Genomic DNA, 16,208 nt, shown 5'->3' on the forward strand with positions numbered 1-16,208 from the left:
GAGAAAGCGATGCAAAACGAAGATCAGACAGGAGCTCAAACCCTGGCCTTAATTAGCCGAAAGTGGTATTGTTTTCTGCTAAGGATTGTTCCCGAATCTTAGAAAGAAGAAGATGCAGGCAAACAAAAAAGCTCTATGCATTTTCGATGCTCGCGTATTTATAGGGTGGATGTCGATGAATAAAAATTACATCAATGTGGCTTCAATAATATTTTCTATCGTGATTTTCCCCATCAACGCTATAGCAGCATCAGAATTCACCATTTCCGGGGAATTCGATGGGTGCGAATACGGAAAATTATTTGAAATCGAAGGTGGAGGAATACTTGAATGCAAAGATTATAACTATCATTTCGCATTTTATCCGAGGATAATAGCGCAGGGGAGAAATGTTATTACAATAGACAATGAAAAAATAGAAGCCTACCTGCACAATGGCTCTGTTGTTTCAACGCGGATTCTGGATACATTTGAAGGATGCGATTATGAAAAACCCTACAAGCTACAAAATGGGATGATATTCGTTTGCCAGATGTATCGCTATAAGTATGCCTATAGGCCGGAGGTGAAAATATTTTTAATCGAGAACGCCTCTCCAAAAGTTTTTATCGGCGGAGAACATTATAACGGAAAGATATACAGGATGAAATAGGAAATAGTTTTTCTTGCACTGGATTCCCTATTTGTCCTCAACATTCTTGATACCAAAAAAAATTTTGTGAATTAATCAAGAACACTAAGAAATCAGAAAGAAAGCAATAAAGATATGGCTGACCATCTCCCCCCCCGAGCAGCGGGCTGCCGCATACGCCGCGATATTCGACCTCACGCGTATCGACGCGATGACGGATGAGGAAATCGCCCGCCAGATCGCCGACGATCCCGACGCGACGCCAGACCTCTCCGATGCGCCGCCGGAACTGGTGCGGCCCATTCACCCGGCCGGTGGCGTCAACATCCGCGGAATCCGTGCCAAGCTGAACCTTACCCAGACGGAGTTCACCGCTCGCTTCGGCTTCCCGGTCGGCACGCTGCGCGATTGGGAGCAAAGCCGCACCGTCCCGGATACGGCGGTTCAAACGCTGTTGTTCGTGATCAAACGGGAGCCGGCACTGGCGGCTGTCGTCGTGGCACATAAGGCGGCCTGACGGACGGCGGAACCGGGGACCTCTCCGCCCCTCTCCAACAGCCCCCTACCCCACCGGAAACCGCAGCACGAAGCGCGTTCCCTTCCCCTCACCGTCCTCCAGCGCGATGCTGCCGCGCATGGTGCCGGTCATGATGTTGGCGCAGATGCTGAGGCCCAAACCGCTGGCGCCCAGGCTGCGCTTGGTGGTGAAGAAAGGATCGAAGATGCGGGAGCGGATGTCGGCGGGGATGCCCTTGCCGTCGTCGGCGTAATGCATCTCGATCCAGCCAGCCGGCTGCTCGCGGGCGGACAGCAGGATGCGGCCGGTTTCGCCCTCGTAATAGGCGTGGACCAGGGCGTTGATGATCAGGTTCGACAGCACCTGCGCGAAGGAACCGGGATAGCCGTCGACGATCAGGCCGGTGGGGATGTCCAACTCAACCGTCACCCGCGTGCGGCGCAGGCGCGGGCGCAGGCTCAGCAGAATCTCGTCGACATAGGCGGCGAGGTCGAAGGCACGGCGTTCGCCGCTGGCCTGGTCGGAGGCGACCTGTTTGAAGCTCTGGATCAGGCCGGTGGCACGCTCCACATTCGACAGGATCATCCGCGTCGATTCCCACGCGACGTCCAGGAAGTCCTGGAAATCGCTGCGGCGGATGCGGTTCTCTTCGAACAAGTTGCGGATGCGGCCGACCTCATCCGCCAGATGGGAGATGGCGGTCAGGGTGACGCCGATGGGGGTGTTCACCTCATGCGCCACGCCGGCGACCAACTGGGCCAGCGAGGACAGCTTCTCCGCCTGGATCAGGCTGGCCTGGGCGTCGCGCAGTTCGGCCTCCGCCCGCTTCCTTGCGGTGATGTCGAGGGCCACGGTGACGATGTGGGTGACCTCGCCGTCATCGTCAGTCAGCGGCATCTTGGTGGTCAGCCAGTCGCGCATCGCGCCGTCGCCGTCGGGAGCGCGGTCCTCGTGGAAAGGGACACCCTGGCCGCTGTCCACCACCAGCCGGTCGAGAGCGACGGCACGGTCGGTGGCCGGCCCCGGCGGCGGGGCGGCGGCGGGGCCGTAGGTCTCGCGGTAGTAGCGGTTGGTCAGGCGGACGGTGCCGTCGCGGTCCTTCACGTCGATCAGGGCCGGGATGGCGTCGATCACCCCGGTCAGGATCTCTCGGCTCTGGCGCAGCGCCTCGTCGGCGATCAGGCGGTCGGTGATGTCGGTGAAGGTCCGCACCTGCCCGCCGTCCGGCAGCGGTACCACCCGCACCTCGATGAAGCGGCCGTCGCCCTGGGGCCGGGCATAGACGAACTCGCTCTCCGGCCGGCCGATGCGGTCCATCAGATAAGCAGTCTTGGCGTCCAGATCATCGCCGAGATCGGGAGCGCCGAAAGGCAGTCCGACCATGCCGCTGGCAATCTGGTGTCGCACCACGTCGGGCAACGCCGGGTTGGCGCGCATCTCCTCCTCCGACACGCCCAGTATGTCCAGCGCGTTGCTGTTCCAGGCGATGTAATGCAGGTCGCGGTCGAGCAGGACGATGCCTTGCCCCATATTCTCCAGCGTCAGGCGCAGCAGATGGCGCTGGATCGCGAGGTCGTCCTCCGCCCGCCGCCGCTCGGTCACGTCTGAGTAGGTGCGGACGAAGCCGCCGCCGGAGGTCGGTCGGGTCCGCACCTCCAGCACCCGGCCATTGGGGCGGCGGTGCTCGTACAGGGGCGGGTCGGCGCGGCGCGCACGATCCAATTGGCGGGCGGCGACGGCATCGGGGTCGCCGGGGCCGTATTCGCCGCGGTGGGCAAGGTAATGGACGATACGGGCATAGTCGGCGCCGGGCATGTAGCCGCGCGGCACCTCGAACATCTCGTACATCCGGCCGTTGATGACGCGCACCGTCAGGTCGGCATCGACCAGCATCACGCCCTGGTCCATCTGCTCCAAAGCCAGCACGGCGAGATCGTCGCCGGTTACGGGCTCCGGCCCAGGTCCATCACCCGGAAGGGGCCTGGTCGCCGGATATTCAGGACTCTGGGGAAGGTCGGGAATCTGGGCTGGCAAGGTCTGCGCGCCATCCATCGGTTTGCTGGTCCGCTATCGAAGGGGCTACTGTAACAGCCCCATTTCTTCCTGCCGAGTTCTCCTCTGCGCCATGGAGTCGCAATCCGGGGACATTTGTGGGGCATTTTAATTATTTCGGAACCTTTGCCGCACTACCCTGTTTCGAATCGCAGGTGGTTTGTGCAAGATCGCCGGATGAGCGATACTGCCTGAGCGATGCTGCGCTTACTCCCGTGTTCCACCGGCTGTTCTGAGGTAACCGCCCCTTGTCCGGACTGGCCGCCCTTCCCGCACCGACCGGCGCGTCGCCCAACGCGGGCCTCGCGAAGCTGCGTCAGATGCTGGCGAGCGATGCCGCGGCGATCCAGCCGATCCGCCGCATTCCGGGCGAGGAGGAACGCAAGCGCGGCAAGGACGGCACCGAGGAGACCGGCGACGCTCTGCAGGGTAGCGGGCGCGCCGATGCCGAGTCGACGGCGACACGGGCGAAATCGTCCCGCGGATCGACTGGCGGATTTGCCATCGGCGGTGCAGCGGAGGATGCCGGCCCGGTCAATGGCGGGCCGGTGCCGCTGAACGCCCTTCCCAATGCCGGCTATGTCGCGCAAAGCATCCATCAGGAAGCCATGGGCAGCGGCCTGACCATCGAACCCTGGTCGGAAGCCATCGACGCCTACCGTCGCGCCGACGCCGGGGTGAACACGCCGATGGTCACGCAGATCGCGGTGTAAGGTTCCGGACGTTTGCCCCCTCAATCGTCGCCACTGGCCGGCATCGGACCATGCGGCAGGTCCGCCTTGCGGCTGCGGAACAGATTGCCGACGAAGTGGCCGAAATCCTCCATGTAGAGGTAGAGCGACGGCGTGATGTAGAGCGTCAGCACCTGCGACACGCACAGCCCGCCGACCACGGCGAGGCCCAAAGGCTGGCGCAGTTCCGCGGCGGCGCCGTGGGCGATGGCGATGGGCAGGGTGCCCATGATCGCCGCCATGGTCGTCATCATGATCGGGCGGAAACGCAGCAGGCAGGCCTGCTCGATGGCGTCGCGCGCCGCCATGCCGTTGCGCCGGGCCTCTACCGCGAAGTCGATCATCATGATCGCGTTCTTCTTCACGATACCGATCAGCATCAGGATGCCGATGATGGCGATGACGCTGAGTTCGACGTCGAACAGCATCAGCGTCGCCAGCGCCCCGATCGCCGCCGAGGGGAGGCCGGACAGGATCGTCAGCGGGTGGATGAAGCTCTCGTACAGCACGCCCAGCACGATGTAGATCACCAGCACCGCCGCCGCCAACAGCAGGGCCTGCCCCGACTGGGCGTCCTGGAACACCTGCGCGGTGCCGGCGAAGCCGGTGGTGATGGTGGCGGGCAGCCCCATCTCGCGCTCCGCCCCGCGGATCAGGTCGACCGCCTGGCCAAGCGAAGCGCCGGGGGCGAGGTTGAAGGACAGGGTGACGGCGGGAAGCTGCCCCTGGTGCGCCACCGCCAGCGGGCCGGCCGTGCGCTCCACCCGCGCGAAGGCGTCGAGCGGAACCAGCTTGCCGCTGGTGGCGGAGCGGACATAGATGCGCGACAACGAACTGTCGTCGCCCTGGTACTTCGGCTCCAGCTCGATCATCACCTGATAGTCGTTGCTGGGGGTGTAGATGGTCGAGACCTGCCGCTGGCCGAAGGCGCTGTAGAGGGTGGAGCGCACCTGATCGACGCCGATGCCCAGCGTCGCCGCCTTCTCGCGGTCGATGTGGACATAGGCCTGCGGGTTGTTGAGCTGAAGGTCGCTGGTCACGTCCTGCAGGATCGGGATGCCGCGCAGCGCCTGCTCCAGCCGGTCGGACCACTGGTACAGCTCGTCCAGATCCAGTCCCTGGATGGTGTATTGGTAGAGGCTCTTGGACGACCGGCCGCCGATGCGCAGGTTCTGCACCGGCTGCATGTAGACCGCCATGCCGGGGATGCCGGCGACCTGACGGCGAAGCTGCTGGATCACCTCAGTCGCCGAGGGACGCTCGTCGCGCGGCTTCAGGGTGATGAACATGCGGCCCATGTTGCCGGTGTTGCCGCCGGTCCCGACGGAGGAGATGACGTCCACCACCGCCGGGTTGGCCTTGACGATGGCGGCGACCTGCTGCTGCCGCTCCGCCATCGCCGGGAAGGCGATGTCGGCCCGTGCCTCCGTCGTCACGAAGATCTGGCCGATGTCCTCGGTCGGGAAGAAGCCCTTGGGGATCGCCTGATAGAGCAGGACGGTGCCGACGATGGTGCCGATCATCACCAGCCCCATCAGCGGCCGGTGGCGCAGGGTCCAGCGCAGGGTGCGGCCATAGCCGTTCAGCAGGGCGGAAAAGCCCGCCTCCAGCGTGCGGCCGAACCAGTTTTCCTTCTGGTCATGGGCATGGGTGAGGAAGCGCGAGCACATCATCGGCGTCAGCGTCAGCGACACGAAGGCCGAGGCCGCGATCGCCATCGTCACCACCAGGGCGAATTCATGGAACAGCCGCCCGACCACGCCGCCCATCAGCAGGATCGGGATGAAGACCGCGACCAGCGACAGGGTGATCGACAGGATGGTGAAGCCGATCTCGCGCGAGCCCTTGATCGCGGCCTCGAACGGCTTCATCCCCTCTTCGACGTAGCGGACGATGTTCTCCATCATGACGATGGCGTCGTCCACCACGAGGCCTACGGCCAGAGTCAGCGCCATCAGCGAAATGTTGTCGACGGAAAAGCCCAGCAAATGCATGCCGCCCGCCGTCGCGATCAGCGAGATTGGCACGGCCAGCGCCGGGATCAGCGTCGCCGACAGCCGGCGCAGGAACAGGAAGATCACCAGAACGACCAGCACGATGGTCAGGGCGAGGGTGAACTGCACGTCCTCCACCGCCTGCCGGATCGATTGCGAGCGGTCGTTGACCACCTGGATGGCGGCCGAGGCCGGAAGCTGGGCCTGGAACACCGGCACCAGTTCGCGCACGCGGTCGACCACGTCGACCGTGTTGGCGTCGGGCTGGCGCTGCACCGCCAGCATGATGCTGCGGGTGCCGTTCAGCCAGCTGGCGGTGCGGTCGTTCTCGACGCTGTCCAGCACCTTCGCCACGTCGCCCAGCCGCACGGGGGCGTTGTTACGATAGGCGACGATCAGCTGGCGGAAGGCGTCGGCGTCGGGAAGCTGCGGGTTGGCGGCGATCACCAGCTGCTGCTGCTGGCCGGTCAGGGTGCCGACGGGCGTGTTGGCGTTGGCGGCGGCCAGCGCCTTCTGCAGTTCGTCGATGCCGATGCCGCGGAGCGCCAGCGCATTGGGGTTGACCTGCACCCGTACCGCATATTTCTGCGAGCCGTAGATCTGCACCTGGGCCACGCCCGGCAGGGTCGCGACCTTCGGCTGGATCAGCGTCTCGGCGATGTCGTTCAGCCGGGCCAGCGGCAGCGTCGGCGAGTTCAGCGACAGGAACAGGATCGGCTGGTCGGCCGGATTGACCTTGCGGTAGCTGGGCGGGGTCGTCATCTCCGCCGGCAGCCGGCGCTGGGTGCGGGCGATGGCCGCCTGCACGTCGGCCGCCGCCGCGTCGATGTCGCGCTCCAGCACGAACTGGATGGTGATGCTGGTGCTGCCAAGCGTGCTGTTCGACGTGATGGTGTCGATGCCAGCAATGGTGGAGAACTCGCGCTCCAGCGGGCTGGCGATGGAGGCCGCCATCGTCTCCGGCGAGGCGCCGGGCAGGCTGGCGCTGACGCTGATGACCGGAAAATCCACCCGAGGGAGCGCCGCGGTGGGCAACTGCCGGTAGGCCGCCAGACCGCTCAGCACCAGCGCCGCCGTCAGGAGAATGGTCATCACCGGACGGCGGATGCAGAGTTCGGAAAGGTTCACGTCGCACCCCCGGCGGTCTGCGTCCGGGTGCCGGCAGTCTCCTCAACAGCGGAGCCCTTGGCGGCGGAGCCCTGCCGCCGGCCGCCCTCAGCCGTTTCGCCGGGCGGCGGAGTGGCGGGCTTTCCGGCGCGCTCGCTGATTTTGGCGCCGGGGAACAGGCGCGACTGGCCGTCGACCACCACCCGCTCCCCCGCCTGCAGGCCGGAGGCGACGACGCTGAGTCCGCCATGGCTGCGCTCGATGGTGACGGGGCGGACCTCCGCCGTCTCGTCGGGCTTGACGACATAGACGAAGCGGCCCTTCTGGCCGGTCTGCACCGCCAGATCGGGGATGGTCAGTGCGTCCTGCTCGACCCGCAGGGTCAGGACGGTGTCGACGAACTGGCCCGGCCACAGCCGGGTGTCGGCGTTGGGAAACTCGCCCTTCACCAGGATGGTGCCGGTCTGCTGATCGACTTGGCTGTCGACGAAGGACAGCTTGCCTTCCGCCTTCTCGCCGTGGCTGCCGGCGATGCTGGCGGCGACGGGAAGCGAGCCGGCGGCCATCGCGGCGCGGATCGCCGGCAGATGCTTTTCCGGAACGTTGAAGGCGACGTTGATCGGGCGAAGCTGGGTCAGGGTGACCAGCGGGTTGGCGTCGGCGGCACGGACCATGGTGCCGACCTTGGCGGTGATCGTGCCGGTGCGGCCGTCCATCGGCGCGGTGATGCGGGTGAAGCTGAGCGACACCTTCGCCGCCTCGATCGCCGCAAGGTCGGCCTTCACCGTCCCTTCCAGCGCGTCGGCGGTGGCGACGGCGGCGTCGTAGGTGGTGCGGGAGATGGCGCTGGTGCGCACCAGCTCGCCATAGCGCTTCACGTCGCCCCTGGCCTTGTCCAGGTTGGCGCGGTCGCGTTCCAGATTGGCCTGGGCCTGACGCAACTGGGCGTCGAGCGAGCGGCTATCGAGGGTGAATAGCGTGTCGCCGGCCTTAACCTCCTGCCCCTCGGTGAAGTTCACGGTCTCCACAACGCTGTCGACGCGGGCCTTGATCGCGATGGCGGCGATGGGCTGGACGCTGCCGATGGTGACGATCTGTTCAGGAACGGCCTGCACCGCCACCTTCTGCGTCACCACCGGCACGGTGCGGGCGGAGGCCTGCGCCTGGGTCTTCCTGGCCCCGTCCCCGGCGGTCCCGCTGCCCGCCCCGCCATTGTGGAAGGCATACCAGTAGTACCCGCCGCCGCCGACCAGTGCGGCGATCAGCAGGACCAGGAAAAACCGTCTCATCGGATGGGACTCCAGTCGCCGGAGCCTGTGGCCGGCAAACGCTTATATGAAGGGGGGCAGATTGGTTATGCCGGACATCAGAAAATCGATGACGGAGCGCTCCAACGCCTCGCGCGGGCGATCGTCCACCTGCATGATCCCGCCACGGACCATGCCGATGATGAGCAGAGGCACGATTTCCAGGTCGATCTTGCGGAATTCGCCGGACTGCATGCCTTCCGCCAGGACCTGCTGCAGGGCCGTCGCGCTGCGCTGGCTGCGGCGGCGCAGGATGCGGCGGGTACGGTCGGCCAGATCGGACTGGTCGCCGCCCAGCAGCTTCAACGTCTGCAACTGCTCGCTCAGCGTGTTCACCAGGGCGGAGACCATCGCCGACAGGCGGACGGAGGCGGGAACCTGCTGCGGCGCCAGTTCGACGTTCAGCTTGTGCTCCAGCCCACCCAGCGCCCGTTCGAGCGATTCCAGATACAGCTCTTCCTTGGAGGGGAAGTAACGGTAGAGCGTGGCCTTGCCCACGCCGGCACGCTTTGCCACCTCCTCAACCTGGACGGAGGCGTAATCGCGGCCGGCAAACAGCTCCGCCGCGGCGTTGAGGATCACCTCGCGCCGCCGAGCGCGCCAGTCAGGTATCTCTTCCGCATCAAGAGGCATGAATGGAACTCACGGGTTTCAAAAACTGACGATAGTCGAGATCCTTAGAGTGTCAAGGAACCAGTCTCCAAGAAAAATGAATTCCGCGTCATCTGCCGAAAACCCTTGCCCGGCAAGGGGCTGACAGCGTCACCGCGGCAGGCGCCGATCCCTCACGAAAAAGGGCGCGAAGCCCGACCCGCCCAGGCGGAGATGCCTGGGAGGCCGGGCTTCGGGCCCTTGCGTCGGAACGGGAGGCCTGCCGGTCAGCCCCGCGTGGAGGGCGAGCGGCCGGTGCCGGTTGAGCCGGTCACGCCGGTGGTCGAGCCGGCTATCGAACCGGTGCCGGCCGAGGCCGCCGCCGGCCCGCCGCTGGTGCCGGCGGCGCCGGTGGTGGTGTCGGAGCCCTGATGGCCGCCGGTCGTCCGGTTCATCGACGTGGAAGTGGTATCGCTGCCCGCGGCCGCCATGGCGGAGGCGCCGGCGCCGGTGGAGCCGCCCCAGCCCGTGCCGCTCTGGCTTCCTGTCTGGCTGCGGACGCGCAGGTTGTTCTGCACGTGAGAGACGCCGGACACCGATTCGGCGACATCCTCGGCCCGGCGCTTGGTGTTGCGGTCGGGGACCATGCCGGTCAGCGTAACCTCGCCGCCGCTGACCGTCACCTCGATGTCGGAGGCGTCGATATAGGCGTCGTCGGTCAGTCGGTCGCTGACATCCTCGCGCACCCGTTCGTCGGAGCGGCTGTAGCCGCGTGGCCCACGACCTCTATGCTGGGCGGCACGGCGTTCGTCCTCGTGGCGGCGCCGCTCGGCATCGTCGTCGCCGAACCAGGAGGCGATCTCGTCGCCGGCCTGTTCCCAGAAGCCGCGGTCACGGTTCCGGCCACGGTCGTCGCCCCGGCGCTCGTACCGGTCGTCGGCGTAGCCGCCGCCATAGTCGCCGCGGCTTTCCCCGCCGCGGAACATGCTGCCACGGTCCTCACCCCAGGAGCGATTGCGGTCGTCACGCTCGTAACCACCGCCTTGGCCGCCGAAGTCGCGCCGGCTCCAGTCGCCACGGTCGCGCTCGCCATACTCCCGGCCGCCATAGCCGCGCGAGCCGTAGTCACGCACACCGCGGTCGTTCTCGCCATAGGGGCGCACGCCGTAATCGCGGTCGCGGTAATCGGCGCTGCCGATGTCACGGCTGGTATAGTTCCCCTCGGTTCCGGCATTGCCGGCTCCGGCATAGCCGCCATAGCCGCTGCCGCCGGAGCCCCCGCCGTAACCGGCGCCGTAGCCGCCCCGGTTCATGTTACGGCCGCCGCCGAAGTTGCGGTCATAGACCCGCTCCATCTCGCGGGAATTGTCGCGGCGGCGGTCGTCGCTGTCGGAATAGGACTCACGGCCATAGCCGCCGGATTCGTTGCCGACGCGCCCGCCATAGCCGGCATCACGGTAGCTGCGGCCCTGTTCGTCCTGGTGGCGGTGGCCCTGCGGGCGATACATGCTTTCGTGACGGCGGTCATCGTCCTGGCCATAGCCGCCGCTGTGCTGCGGCCCCTCGCCCCAGTCGCGATGCCGGTTCGGCTCCCGGTCGTCGTCGCGCCAATCGCGGCCTTCGCCCCGCCACCGATTTTCGTACTGCGCCATCGTGGTCGGCTCCCTCATTTCCGGATTCTTGGAATGCGGGCTTCGCGCCACGAATGGCGTGGGCGAGCCCGTCCTTCCCCGAACAACAGGAGCGGTCAATCGGCGTTCCGGAATTTCAGGGGCCGGCCCCCGGCTTCTCCGGGAGTTCTGGCACGGCGCTTGCGTGGTGGAGAGCGGTTGGTTCCACGCATCACTTGCGGCTTCGGCGCTTCATGCACCGAAGCCGTTTTCTTTTGCGCCCCATTATTGGGCAGGCGCGTCGATCTGCTTAATTTGGCAGCGGCTGGTCGAGCAGACGGGCAACCGCGGCCCCCAACTCTTCATTGAGGAAGGGCTTGTAGATGATCTCATCCGCATTGAACATGCGGGTCATCTTCAAGAGATAGCCCGCCGGCATGTTGGGAGCCCCGCCGGACATGGCGAGGATCTTCACCTCGGGCTGGGCGTTGCGCGCGGCCTTGATGAGTTCGATTCCGTCGACCTCGGGCATCAGCACGTCGGTGACGATCAGGTCGAAGCTGCGGCGGTCGAGCGCGCGGATGGCCGCGCGTCCGTTCTCCGCCTCCGTCACCTCGAAGCCGCGCCCTTCCAGATAGCCGGCGACGGACAGGCGGACGGCCGGAGAATCCTCCACGACCAGGATGTTGGGCCGAATGGCACTTCCCATCATACACCCGGTTCCTTTTGGGGAACCGCCTTATCGAAAAGCCGGCAACGGCCGGCGGAAGCCCGCCCCCTTATCCCCTCACCCGCCGAGCGCCGCGACCGCCGCAGACGCGTCGGCGTGGATCTCGAACAGGGACGAGAAGCCGCTGACGTCGAACACCTCGCGGATGTGCGGCGCCATGGCAGAAAGGGCGATCGAGCCGCGCTTCGTCCGAGCCGCCTTGGCGGCGACGAGCAGGCAACGAAGCCCGGCTGAACTGATGTAGGAAAGCTGAGCCATATCGACAACAAGCCGCGTGCCCTCGGCGCCGATGGCCGACAGCAGAGCCGATTCGAATTCGCCGGCATTGCCGCTGTCGATCCGACCCTCCGCCCGCAGAACGGTGACGCCGTTGACCGACTGTTCGGTGATGTTCATACCCTGCCCTCGCCTCGTCTTACCACGTTGGTGCTTATACCATGTCGGCGGACGTCCGACGACGCATTCGCGGTGCGGCGAACGATTCCTCGCGAACGCGGCCGTCAGGCGACCGGATCGGACAGCGCCGCCAGGGCGGACACAGGAGCGTCCGCCGCCCCGCGCCAGCGCAGGACGAGACAGGTGATGTCGTCGGACTGCGGCGCGCCGGCGGTAAAGCGGGCCACGTCGGTCAGCACCCCGTCCAGCCCGTCGCGGGCGGACGCTCTGGACTGGCCGGCGACCGCGGCGGCAAGGCGGGGGTCGCCATACATCACATTTTCGCCGTTGAAGGCCTCGGTCACGCCGTCGGTGAACAGAAAGACCATGTCACCGGTGTCGAGCATGAGGCTCTTCTCGCCGAAAGGCATGTCGGGCATGGCGGCCAGCGCGATGCCGGGGGTGCGCTCCAGTTCCTTCACCGCGCCGGACGCGGTCATGCGCAGCGGCGGGTTGTGGCCGCCGTTGGAATAGGCCAGCACACCGGTGCGCAGGTCCAGCTCGCCATAGAAGACGGTGACGAACATCATCTGCTCGTTCTCCGCCGCCAGCAGGTTGTTGACCCGGCGCATCGTCTCCGCCGGGCCGACGCCCGATTCGGCGATGGCGCGCAGCATCGTGCGGGTGATCAGCATGAAGAAGGCGGCCGGGATGCCCTTGCCCGACACGTCGGCGATGACCAGCGCCACCTTGTGCTCGGAGATCGGGAAGAAATCGTAGAAATCGCCGCCGACCTCCTTGGCCGGGATCATGCGCGCCGCGATGTCCAGCTCGGCCAGATCGGGGAAGACCTGGGGCAGGATGGTCAGCTGCATGGTGCGGGCGATCTCCAGCTCCTGCTGCAGGCTGATGAGGCGGCGCTTGTCCTCCAGTGCCTCGCGCAGGTCGCGCACCATCTGGGTCAGCTGCACCTGCTGGGTGCTGACCCGCGTCGCCAGACGGGAGAAGCCCAGCGCCAGCAGTCCAAGCTCGTCGCCCACCCCCTTGGATTGCGAGGATTGTGCGTCGTGGGTCTCCGCCTCGATCTGGCGAAGCTCCTCCAGCAGGGTCTGGCGGGCATCCTCCTCCAGCGTGACGGCCAGCGCCTCCATCTGGCGGCGGATGAAGCGCTGCTGGCGGCGCAGGCGGCGTTCGCGCTGGCCGGCGCTGCGCTCGATCTCGCGCATCACGCCGCGGAAGACCTCCACCGCGCCGGCGATGCGGCCGATCTCGTCATTGCCGGCCGGCAGCTCGACATAGCCCATCGACCGGCCGTGGGAGAGGTCCTGCAACGCTTTCACCGCCCCGTCGAGCGTGGAGAAGTTCCGCCGCAGGAAGCCGTAGAGCAGCCCCAGCGCGCCCAGCAGCACCAGCCCGACCGCCGCGACATAGGCGACCGACCACAGCGCCTGCTCCTCCACCGCCTGGGTGACGTCGGTGGCGATCAGCACGGTGGCGACGCGCCCGCCGGCGAGATCGGCGACCGGCAGGCTGGCCAGGGCGTAGCGGCGCCCGCCGTCGGCGACATGGGTGATGCTGCGCTCCGCCGGGCGGACCAGCGGCTTGACCGCCGGCCAGAGCGGATCGGTCTCGCCATCCAGCGCGGCACCGCTGCGGCCGACGGCGAAGACGCGCCCGCCGGTGGTCCGCCGCAGCACGTCGAGCGCCGCGACGAAATCCAGCCCGGCCACTGCGGCGCCGGTGACGCCGGCCCCGCTGCCCGCGCCGCCGCCGGCCCCGGTCCCGGCATAGATCGGCACGCCGGCCACCACCACAAGACGCTCGCCATCGACCAGACGGACGCCCCGCGCCAGCTTCTGCCCGGACAGGATGGCGTCGAGCGCGCCGCGGTTCAGCAGCGGCGCCGGATCGAAGGCCGGATCGCTGCTGTAGAGCAGGTCGCCCGTCTTCGACAGCAGGTTGATGTCGGTGATGCCGCCGGTGGCGGGGGCGGCGAGAATCCCCAGCGCGGCGACCCGGCGATCGAGCGCGCCGCGCTCCTCCACCTCCACCGCGCGGGCGATCTCGGCATCGCCGGCCAGCCGGCCGAGTCCCTGGTCGATGCGGCCGACGGCGCCGGAGACGGCGAGCTGCCAGGAGGTTTCGAGCCGAGCCAGTTCCAGTTCCCGCGCACGCTCGTCGGCGGCGTCCTCGCGCAGGGCGGCGAAACCGAGAAGCAGGCCGGCCACGATGGTGACGGTGGCGAGCACGAACAGAATGATGCGGGTCTGGAGCAGCATGGGGGCCTCTCAGCTCCGCGGAACAACGATGGGCCGCGCCAGCAGCAAGGCCAGCCCGGCGGGAAGCAGGGCCGACGCAGCGAGCAGGCCGCCGTCCCAATCGACAGCCACTGCCCAAAGCAGCGCGGCCAGGACACCGACCGCCAGCGCCCGCAGGATCGATGGAAGGCCACCGTCCCCGGTCTGTCGCCGCACATAGGACAGTGCCAACCCGGCGGCGAAGCCTCCCGACAGCGCTCCAAGGAGGCCGGATACCGGAGCGGACGCCGACGTCGCGGCGATCGCCGCGACGCCCGCCGCCAGAAGAAGAAGCGCGGCCAAAAGGGCGGCGATCCGGCGCAGGCGGGCGGGAATCGCGTGACCGCCGACCAGACCGGCCACCGCGACCGTCGGCAGAGCGGCGAGCATGCCGCCGGACAGGTCCCCGATGCCCGCCCCGGCGCCCAGTGCCAGCATCGCCGCGGCGGACGCCGCCAGAAGGGCGAAGGAATGGATGTCGTCGGCACGGGAATCGACCTCGCGCCGGGGAGCGGCCTCCAGGCCGGTGCCGAGCGCCTCCAGCGCGGAGCGGCGGGTGCGGTCGACGGCTTCAGCGACCTCCGGGTCGAAGACGGCGGCGCGCACCTCCTCGGCATGGGCGGCGAAGCGTTGCCGGCGCTCATGCAGGCCGAAGACCACGGCGTTGAAGGAGAAGAGCAGGCGGCCGACCTGATCGCGCGGACGACGGCCCAGCAGCGTGGCGAAGCGGCCGGCCGCGGCCTCCTCCATCGCGCGGGCCAGCCGGCGCAGCGGCGCACGGAAGCTGGCGCGGGCCAGCACGCCGGCCAGTTCGGCCAGCAGGAGCAGGACCGCCAGACCGCCGAGCGCCACCGTCGCCAACTCTCCGGCGATCTGGCCGCGCACCTGACCGGGCTGCACCCCCACCAGCACATGGCCGGCGGGCGGCTGCCCCACCCCGCCGCCGCCGCCTTCCGACGACAGGCGGCCGATGCGCACCGGCAGGCGCAGGATCAAGAAGCCGTCGCGCTCGATCGGCTGGAGGGTCGCGGCGCGGGTCTCGGGCGTCGGCAGGCTGCGCAGCGAGCCGGCCATCGTCTCCATCTGCTTGCCGCCGGGAAGGGAGCCGCCGGTGGCCGCCGACTGGAGAAGCGTGCCGTCGGCGCCGGTCAGCGCCAGGAAGCCGATGTCCGGGTTGCGGTCGGCGATTCCCTGCAGGAAGGCGCCGACTCCCTCGATACGCGGAAGCGGAATGCCGTAGCCGATGGCGCGTTCCAGATCGTGCTGCACCGCCTCCGCCACCGCGGCGGCCTTGGCGGCGCGGGCCTCGCCCAGTTGCTCCTGCGCCAGCCAGGTGCCGAGAAGCCCGATGCCTGCCATCGCCAGCGCCGCGGCCAGCAGGATGACGGCCGGGATGCCGAGCAGGAAGGAGCGGTGTCTGCGCGATGTCATGCGAGTTCGTCCAGACGGGCGACTTCGCGCTCCGCCTCGTCGAGGATGGTCAGGCGCCGCCGCACCGCTTCGGTGAAGGCGGGTGCGGGCAGGCCAAGAGATTTGGCGGTGGAATGGACAGCGGATGGGGCGGGAAGAGCGGTCGTCCCCTCCCCCAGCCCTTCCAGCGATGCTGCGAGGTCCGCCAGGGACCGGCGCGGCCCGGCGGCGATCCCCAGCCCGGCCAGCCAGCCGATCAGGGCCAGCGGCAGCACGATCAGCACCGCGCCGATCGACAGGGTCAGGGCATAATGGCGCATCGGCTCCGCCATCGCGCCGGACGGCATGCGGACCAGCACGCTGCCGGCCGCCGTGTCGAAGCTGGTGGCGAGACCGACGCCATAGACCCGCTCGGCCCCTCGCACCTCCGACCAGAAGCCGCTGACGTCACCGTCGGCACCGTCTGACGCCGATGCCGGGCGGGGCGGCAGCGCCTCCCCCACCTCCACCGCGTTGGTGGAGAAGAGGATGGTGCCGGCCTCGTCGAGGACGGCGACGGACTGGATGCCGGGAAGGGCGGCGCGGGCGCGGGCCAGCAGCACATCGACCTGCGGCAGGTCGCCGAGCGCAAGGCCCAGATTCAGCTGGGTCTCGAGCGATGTCTTCGCCTCGCTCAGCACGAAGCCGACCTGGGAGGACACGGCCTCGTCCAGGCGACGCGCCTGTTCGCGCGTCCACAGCACGACGGCGGACAGGCCTGCGACGAACACCGCCACCGCCACGAACGCCGCCAGCCGCGCCCCGAAACTGCCCGATCCCATTCCGGTCCTCTCCCTCCGGCCGTCTGCCGATCAGC

Annotated in this window: 13 protein-coding genes; 3 read left to right on the forward strand and 10 right to left on the reverse strand. The window is 67.5% G+C overall.

What is annotated here, in order from left to right:
- Positions 1 to 112: 112 nt before the first annotated feature.
- The gene (locus tag PWS46_RS07825) at positions 113 to 652 is read left to right on the forward strand and encodes a hypothetical protein (protein WP_434613380.1); all 540 of its coding nucleotides are present in this window, start codon (positions 113 to 115) and stop codon (positions 650 to 652) included.
- Positions 653 to 842: 190 nt separating this feature from the next.
- Positions 843 to 1,148, forward strand: a complete 306-nt coding sequence (locus PWS46_RS07830) for a helix-turn-helix domain-containing protein (RefSeq protein WP_434613383.1) — start codon at positions 843 to 845, stop codon at positions 1,146 to 1,148.
- A 45-nt stretch (positions 1,149 to 1,193) separates the two neighbouring features.
- Here PWS46_RS07830 and PWS46_RS07835 read toward each other — a convergent pair whose 3' ends face one another.
- A complete protein-coding gene (locus PWS46_RS07835) occupies positions 1,194 to 3,074 on the reverse strand; it encodes a PAS-domain containing protein (RefSeq protein ID WP_434613386.1) in 1,881 nt (626 codons plus the stop codon).
- A gap of 374 nt (positions 3,075 to 3,448) precedes the next feature.
- On the opposite strand from PWS46_RS07835, the gene PWS46_RS07840 reads away from it, so the two are divergent.
- Positions 3,449 to 3,913, forward strand: coding sequence for a hypothetical protein (locus tag PWS46_RS07840; protein ID WP_434613389.1), 465 nt, complete (start codon positions 3,449 to 3,451; stop codon positions 3,911 to 3,913).
- Between the two features lie 20 nt (positions 3,914 to 3,933).
- Here the strand turns inward: PWS46_RS07840 and PWS46_RS07845 are convergent, their stop codons facing one another.
- The 9 genes from PWS46_RS07845 to PWS46_RS07885 all read right to left on the reverse strand — a co-directional run bounded on the left by PWS46_RS07845 (position 3,934) and on the right by PWS46_RS07885 (position 16,173).
- Positions 3,934 to 7,053: an efflux RND transporter permease subunit gene (locus PWS46_RS07845; protein WP_434613391.1), complete on the reverse strand. Its 3,120-nt coding sequence runs from the start codon at positions 7,051 to 7,053 to the stop codon at positions 3,934 to 3,936.
- On the reverse strand, positions 7,050 to 8,321 hold the full coding sequence (locus PWS46_RS07850; protein WP_434613394.1) for an efflux RND transporter periplasmic adaptor subunit: 1,272 nt from the start codon (positions 8,319 to 8,321) through the stop codon (positions 7,050 to 7,052). Before PWS46_RS07850 ends, PWS46_RS07845 begins: the two co-directional genes overlap by 4 nt.
- A gap of 42 nt (positions 8,322 to 8,363) precedes the next feature.
- Positions 8,364 to 8,972, reverse strand: coding sequence for a TetR/AcrR family transcriptional regulator (locus PWS46_RS07855; RefSeq protein WP_295828225.1), 609 nt, complete (start codon positions 8,970 to 8,972; stop codon positions 8,364 to 8,366).
- A gap of 245 nt (positions 8,973 to 9,217) precedes the next feature.
- On the reverse strand, positions 9,218 to 10,582 hold the full coding sequence (locus tag PWS46_RS07860) for a BON domain-containing protein (RefSeq protein ID WP_434613397.1): 1,365 nt from the start codon (positions 10,580 to 10,582) through the stop codon (positions 9,218 to 9,220).
- Between the two features lie 268 nt (positions 10,583 to 10,850).
- On the reverse strand, positions 10,851 to 11,252 hold the full coding sequence (locus tag PWS46_RS07865) for a response regulator (protein WP_149198456.1): 402 nt from the start codon (positions 11,250 to 11,252) through the stop codon (positions 10,851 to 10,853).
- Between the two features lie 75 nt (positions 11,253 to 11,327).
- Positions 11,328 to 11,666, reverse strand: coding sequence for an STAS domain-containing protein (locus PWS46_RS07870; protein WP_434613400.1), 339 nt, complete (start codon positions 11,664 to 11,666; stop codon positions 11,328 to 11,330).
- 104 nt (positions 11,667 to 11,770) lie between these two features.
- A complete protein-coding gene (locus tag PWS46_RS07875) occupies positions 11,771 to 13,924 on the reverse strand; it encodes a PP2C family protein-serine/threonine phosphatase (protein ID WP_434613403.1) in 2,154 nt (717 codons plus the stop codon).
- Positions 13,925 to 13,933: 9 nt separating this feature from the next.
- A complete protein-coding gene (locus PWS46_RS07880) occupies positions 13,934 to 15,373 on the reverse strand; it encodes a HAMP domain-containing protein (protein ID WP_434613406.1) in 1,440 nt (479 codons plus the stop codon).
- The gene (locus PWS46_RS07885; RefSeq protein ID WP_434613409.1) at positions 15,370 to 16,173 is read right to left on the reverse strand and encodes a hypothetical protein; all 804 of its coding nucleotides are present in this window, start codon (positions 16,171 to 16,173) and stop codon (positions 15,370 to 15,372) included. The genes PWS46_RS07880 and PWS46_RS07885 overlap by 4 nt, the downstream gene beginning before the upstream one ends.
- Positions 16,174 to 16,208 lie beyond the last annotated feature (35 nt).

The organism is Azospirillum sp. B2RO_4 (assembly GCF_051124815.1).
GTDB lineage: Bacteria > Pseudomonadota > Alphaproteobacteria > Azospirillales > Azospirillaceae > Azospirillum.